General features: G+C 73.9%; 3 protein-coding genes and 1 pseudogene. 2 read left to right on the top strand and 2 right to left on the bottom strand.

What is annotated here, in order from left to right:
• Both E4P40_RS29215 and E4P40_RS25765 read right to left on the bottom strand, forming a co-directional pair.
• Positions 1-222, bottom strand: a 222-nt coding sequence (locus tag E4P40_RS29215; protein WP_245160591.1) for a hypothetical protein, incomplete at its 3' end; no start/stop codon positions are given.
• Positions 223-267: 45 nt separating this feature from the next.
• Positions 268-2,631: a DEAD/DEAH box helicase gene (locus E4P40_RS25765; RefSeq protein WP_245160590.1), complete on the bottom strand. Its 2,364-nt coding sequence runs from the start codon at positions 2,629-2,631 to the stop codon at positions 268-270.
• A gap of 214 nt (positions 2,632-2,845) precedes the next feature.
• On the opposite strand from E4P40_RS25765, the gene E4P40_RS25760 reads away from it, so the two are divergent.
• Positions 2,846-5,107 (top strand): sodium-translocating pyrophosphatase, encoded by a 2,262-nt coding sequence (locus E4P40_RS25760; RefSeq protein ID WP_135161172.1) that lies wholly within the window; start codon positions 2,846-2,848, stop codon positions 5,105-5,107.
• 128 nt (positions 5,108-5,235) lie between these two features.
• Positions 5,236-5,687, top strand: a pseudogene (locus E4P40_RS28685) (hypothetical protein); the annotation flags it as partial.

Here is a 5,687-nt window from a genome sequence, read left to right as displayed (position 1 = left end):
GGCCTGGCGGTCACCGCCCGCCACCGGGCGACGGCCGCCGCCGACCTCGCCGCGCTGGCCGCCGCCGGCGAGGCGGTGCAGGGGCTGGCCGACGGGTGCTCCCGGGCGGTGGAGGTCGCGGCCGCCAACGGCGCCGACCTGACGTCCTGCGTCGTCGGGGCGGACGGGATCGCCGACGTCGAGGTCAGCGTGCGGCTGGAGCTGGGCCGGCTCGGCGTCCACTCCGCGACCGCCCGGGCGCGCGCCGGTCCGGTCGCCGAGACCCGGTCAGCGGGTGGGGTCCTCGCCGGAGTCGTCGAGGGGCCCCTCATCGGCGGCCAGCTCGTCGAGGACGACATCGAGCACTCGCACCGCCCCCGCCTTGTCGAGGGGGTCGTTGCCGTTTCCGCACTTGGGCGACTGCACGCACGACGGGCAGCCGCTCTCGCACTCGCAGCTGGCCACGGTCGCGCGCGTGGCCTGCAGCCAGCGTCGCAGGACCGCGTAGCCGCGCTCGCTGAAGCCGGCACCGCCCGGGTGGCCGTCGTAGACGAAGATCGCCGCGGTCCCGGTGTCCGGGTGCAGGGCGGTCGACAGCCCCCCGAGGTCCCACCGGTCGCAGGTCGCCAGCAGCGGCAGGATGCCGATCGCGGCGTGCTCCGCGGCGTGCAGCGACCCGGGCACCTCCACCTCGTCCAGCTCGGCGTGCTCGATGGCCCGGTCGTCGAAGGTCAGCCACACGGCGCGCGTCCGCAGCTGCCGCGCCGGGAGGTCGAGCGGGAACTCGGCGAGCACCTCGCCGGTGCCGAGCCGCCGTCGCTGGTAGGCCACGACCTGGTTGGTCACGTCGACCACCCCGGTGTGCGCGGTGACGGTGCCGAGCCGGCGGGTGACGTCGACGGAGACGATGCCGAGGTCCGTCACGTCGCGGGCGACCGTCGTCCAGTCGGGGCTCTCGGCGTGCACGACGGCGCAGGCGTCCTCGACGTCGAACTCGTCGACGACGAAGGTGTCGCCGCGGTGCACGTAGAGGGCGCCGTCGTGCACCGTGGAGTGCGCGGCGTCGGCGTCCACGGTGCCGAGCAGCCGGCCGGTCTCGGCCTCGATGATGGCCACCGGCTCCCCGCCGCTGCCGCGGATGTCGACGTCGGGGCGTCCCCGCCCGGCCCAGTACCAGCCCGCGGGGCGGCGGCGCAGCTGTCCGGCCGCCACGAGCTCCTCGAGCTGGGCCTCCGCGGCCGGACCGCCGAAGTCGGGCAGGTCCTCCGGCCGCAGCGGCAGCTCGGCCGCGGCGCAGCACAGCTGCGGGCCGAGGACGTACGGGTTCCCCGGGTCGGTCACGGTTGCTTCGATCGGGCGGCCGAACACCGCCCGCGGATGGTGGGCCAGGTAGTGGTCCAGCGGGTCGTCGCGGGCGACGAAGACGACCAGCGACTCCTTCTGCGCCCGCCCCGCGCGCCCGGCCTGCTGCCACAGCGAGGCGAGGGTGCCCGGGTAGCCGGCGAGCACGACGGCGTCGAGGCCCGCGATGTCGATGCCGAGCTCCAGGGCGTTGGTCGTGGCGACGCCCAGCAGGTCGCCGGCCGACAGCGCCCGCTCCAGCTCGCGCCGCTCCTCCGGCAGGTAGCCGCCGCGGTAGGAGTCCACCCGCCGCACCAGGTCGTTCCGCCCCCGGTCGTGCAGCAGCCTGCGCGCCTGCTCGGCCACCGACTCCGCGCTGCGCCGGGAACGCACGAACGCCAGCGTCCGGGCACCCCGCTCGACGAGGTCGGCGAGCAGGCCGGCGGCGTCGGAGGCCGCGGACCGCCGCAGCGGTGCGCCGTGCTCGCCGGTCCGCTCGGTCAGGGGCGGCTCCCACAGCGCGAAGGTCGCACCGGGACGCGGCGAGCCGTCCACGGTGACCGCCTCGACCGGCGCACCGACCAGGCGCGTGGCCGCGGCCGCGGGGTCGGCGACCGTGGCCGAGGCCAGCACGAAGACCGGCTCGGCCCCGTAGCGGCGGCAGATCCGGCGGAGCCGGCGCAGCACGTGCCCGACGTGCGAGCCGAACACCCCGCGGTAGGCGTGGCACTCGTCGATCACGACGTAGGCGACCCGCCGCAGCGTGCTCGACCACTTCTGGTGCGCCGGCAGGATCCCCCGGTGGAGCATGTCGGGGTTCGTCACGATCCAGCGCGAGTGCCGGCGGACCCAGTCCCGTTCCTCACCCGGGGTGTCCCCGTCGTAGGCAGCCGGTCGGACCGAGGGATCGGCCAGCGCCGCGACCGAGGCGAGCTGGTCGCGGGCCAGCGCCTTCGTGGGCGCGAGGTACAGCACGCAGGCGCGCGGGTCCTCGGCGAGCCGGGTCAGGGCCGGCAGCTGGTAGGCCAGCGACTTGCCCGACGCCGTCCCGGTCGCGACGACGACGTGTCGGCCGTCCCGGGCGAGCTGGGCGGCGTCGACCTGGTGCCGCCAGGGCGCCAGCACCCCCCGCTCCTCCAGCCGGCTCCGCAACGGGGCGCTGACCCACTGGGGCCACGGCAGCGTGCTGCTGACCCGGACCGGCACGTGGTGCACGTGCGTGACCGGCTGTTCCTCCTCGTCCGTGCCCGCCAGCACCGACGCCAGGAGGTCGGCGCCGGGCAGCACCTCGGCGGGGTGGACGAGTGTCACGACACCACTGTCACACCTCTCGGCGATCCGCGGGCGACCGGAATCCCACCGATGTGATCCGGGCTACAAAACGTCGTGGACGTCTACACGGTCTGTGACCTCCCTTACACTCGCGCCGCGTCCGGTGCGTGGGGCTTCCCGCGTGCCGGGCGGATGCTTGCCGATCCGGGGTGCAGGACGCCTCCCGGCGGCCGTCGACCGCTTGGAGGAACACATGCCGGAAAGTTCGCTGTCCGGCGGGGACATGGCCCTGGTTGCCATCGTCCTCGTCGTCTCCCTTGCCGCCCTGGGCTTCGCCGCCTTCCTGGTCAAGGCGGTCATGGCCGCCGACCAGGGCACGGTGAAGATGCGTGAGATCGCCCAGGCGGTACAGGAAGGCGCGGCGGCCTACCTCAGACGGCAGTTCCGCACGCTCGGCGTCTTCGCCGTCATCGTGTTCCTGCTCCTGCTCGTCCTCCCCGTCGCCGAGGGCGGCTGGGAGACCCGCATCGGCCGGGCCGTGTTCTTCCTCGTCGGCGCGCTGTTCTCGGCGTCCGTCGGCTTCATCGGGATGACGCTGGCCACCCGCGGCAACGTCCGGGTCGCGGCCGCGGCGCGCGGCGGCGGCTACCAGCCGGCCTTCCGCATCGCCTACCGCACCGGTGGCGTCGTCGGCATGATCACGATCGGGCTCGGCCTGTTCGGCTCGGCACTGGCCCTGCTGCTCTTCGACGAGACCGCGCCGATCGTGCTCGAGGGCTTCGGCTTCGGTGGCGCCCTGCTGGCCATGTTCATGCGTGTCGGCGGCGGCATCTTCACGAAGGCGGCCGACGTCGGCGCCGACCTCGTCGGGAAGGTCGAGGCGGGCATCCCCGAGGACGACCCGCGCAACGCCGCGACGATCGCCGACAACGTGGGCGACAACGTCGGCGACTGCGCCGGCATGGCCGCCGACCTCTTCGAGTCCTACGCCGTCACCCTGGTCGCCGCCCTGATCCTCGGACAGGTCTTCTTCGGCAACGTCGGCATGGTCTTCCCGCTGCTGGTCGCCGCGATCGGCGTGATCGCCTCCGTCGTCGGCGTCCTGGCCACCAGGCCGAGCAAGACCGACTCCAGCGGCATGGTCCCGATCAACCGGGGCTTCTTCACCTCCGCCGCGGTCTCCCTCGTGCTCGTCGCCGCGGCCTCCTTCACCTACCTGCCCAGCATCGCCGAGGTCTCCGACCTGTCGGTCAGCCCGCAGGTCCTCGGGTTCGTCTCGGTGCTCATCGGCGTCGTGCTCGCCGCGACCATCCAGCAGCTCACCGGCTACTTCACCGAGACCAGCCGCAAGCCGGTCAAGGACATCGGCCGCAGCTCGCTGACCGGCCCGGCCACGGTGATCCTCTCCGGGATCTCGCTCGGCCTGGAGTCGGCCGTCTACGCCGCCCTGCTCATCGGCGCCGGCGTCTACGGGGCGTTCCTCATCGGTGGCGGCGCCGCGCTCTACGCCGTCGCGCTGGCCGGCTGCGGTCTGCTGACCACCGCCGGGGTGATCGTCGCGATGGACACGTTCGGCCCGGTCAGCGACAACGCGCAGGGCATCGCCGAGATGTCCGGTGACATCGACGAGGAGGGCGCCCGCACCCTCACCGACCTCGACGCCGTCGGCAACACCACGAAGGCCATCACCAAGGGCATCGCGATCGCGACGGCGGTCCTGGCCGCCACCGCGCTCTTCGGGTCCTACAACGCCCAGGTCGGGGTCGCCCTCGACGAGGCCGGCGAGACCCTCGGCGACGCCTTCAGCCTGGTGAACCCGAACAACGTCGTCGGCGCGGTACTCGGGGCGGCGGTGGTCTTCTTCTTCTCCGGCCTGGCCATCAGCGCGGTCTCACGGGCCGCCGGCCGGGTGGTCTTCGAGGTGCGCGAGCAGTTCCGCACGCGGCCCGGGATCATGGACTACACCGAGCGCCCGGACTACAGCGCCGTGGTGGACATCTGCACCAAGGACTCACTGCGGGAGCTCGCGACGCCGGGTCTGCTCGCCGTCCTCGCCCCGGTCGCGGTCGGCTTCGGCCTCGGCATCGGCCCGCTGGCGGCCTACCTGGTCGGAGCGATCGCGGCCGGCACCCTGATGGCGGTGTTCCTCGCCAATTCCGGCGGCGCCTGGGACAACGCGAAGAAGATGGTCGAGGACGGCGCCTACGGCGGAAAGGGCAGCGAGGCGCACGCCGCGACCGTCATCGGCGACACCGTGGGCGACCCGTTCAAGGACACCGCCGGCCCGGCGATCAACCCGCTGATCAAGGTGATGAACCTCGTCGCCCTGATCATCGCGCCGGCCGTCGTCACCATGTCCGTCGGCGACGACTCCAACACCGGTCTCCGCGTCGCGATCGCGATCGCCGCGGTCGTGGTGATCGTGGCCGCGGTGGTCGTCTCGAAGCGCCGGTCGGTCGTCGTCGGCGGTGCCGCCAGCGACGCCTCGAGCGGTTTGAAGGTCACCGCTCCCTGATCTCCGCACACCCGCGATCCTCCGGTCGGCAGGAACCCGGCCGAAGGATCGCGGGGGAGATGTGGACGTCGTCGTCGGCTGTGGACGTCGGCGCACGGAGCGGGGGCGCCCGCTCCTAGCGTCGCCGCATGTCCTCACCCCTGGAAGCCTTCTCGGTCCAGCCGGCCGCCCTGCACGCACTGGCGACCGAGCTCGGGGTCCTGGCCGGGCAGCTCGCCGGCGACGCCGAGCTCTGCCGGTCGACCGGCCGGTCCTTCGCCACCGCGCTGGGCGGGGACGAGGGCTGGACGGCCCAGTGCTGTGCGCTCGCCTGGGCGACCGCCGAGGAGCTGCTGGCCGACGGGGCGCGCGCCGTGGCCGCCACGCTCGCGGGCGTGGCGGCGCGCTACGCCGACGAGGACGACGCCCTGGCCGCCGGCATCGGAGCGGGACGGCGCCCCGGCGCTCCGGGGTTCAACGGGCTCGACGGCGTCCGGGTCGACATCGCGATGATGCGGACCCCGGACGGCCACGGCCGGCTCGAGCTGACGAAGTTCCATTCCCCGGAGGCGGTCAGCGCGGAGCCGGAGAACGCACTGGG

Source organism: Blastococcus sp. CT_GayMR20 (assembly GCF_004570345.1).
Note: the sequence above shows the minus strand (reverse complement) of the source record. Positions and strands in the feature narration are given on the sequence as shown.

Coding starts and splice junctions, on each gene's coding strand:
- E4P40_RS25760 (WP_135161172.1), top strand. CDS start 2,846: ATGCCGGAAAGTTCGCTGTCCGGCGGGGACATGGCCCTGGTTGCCATC.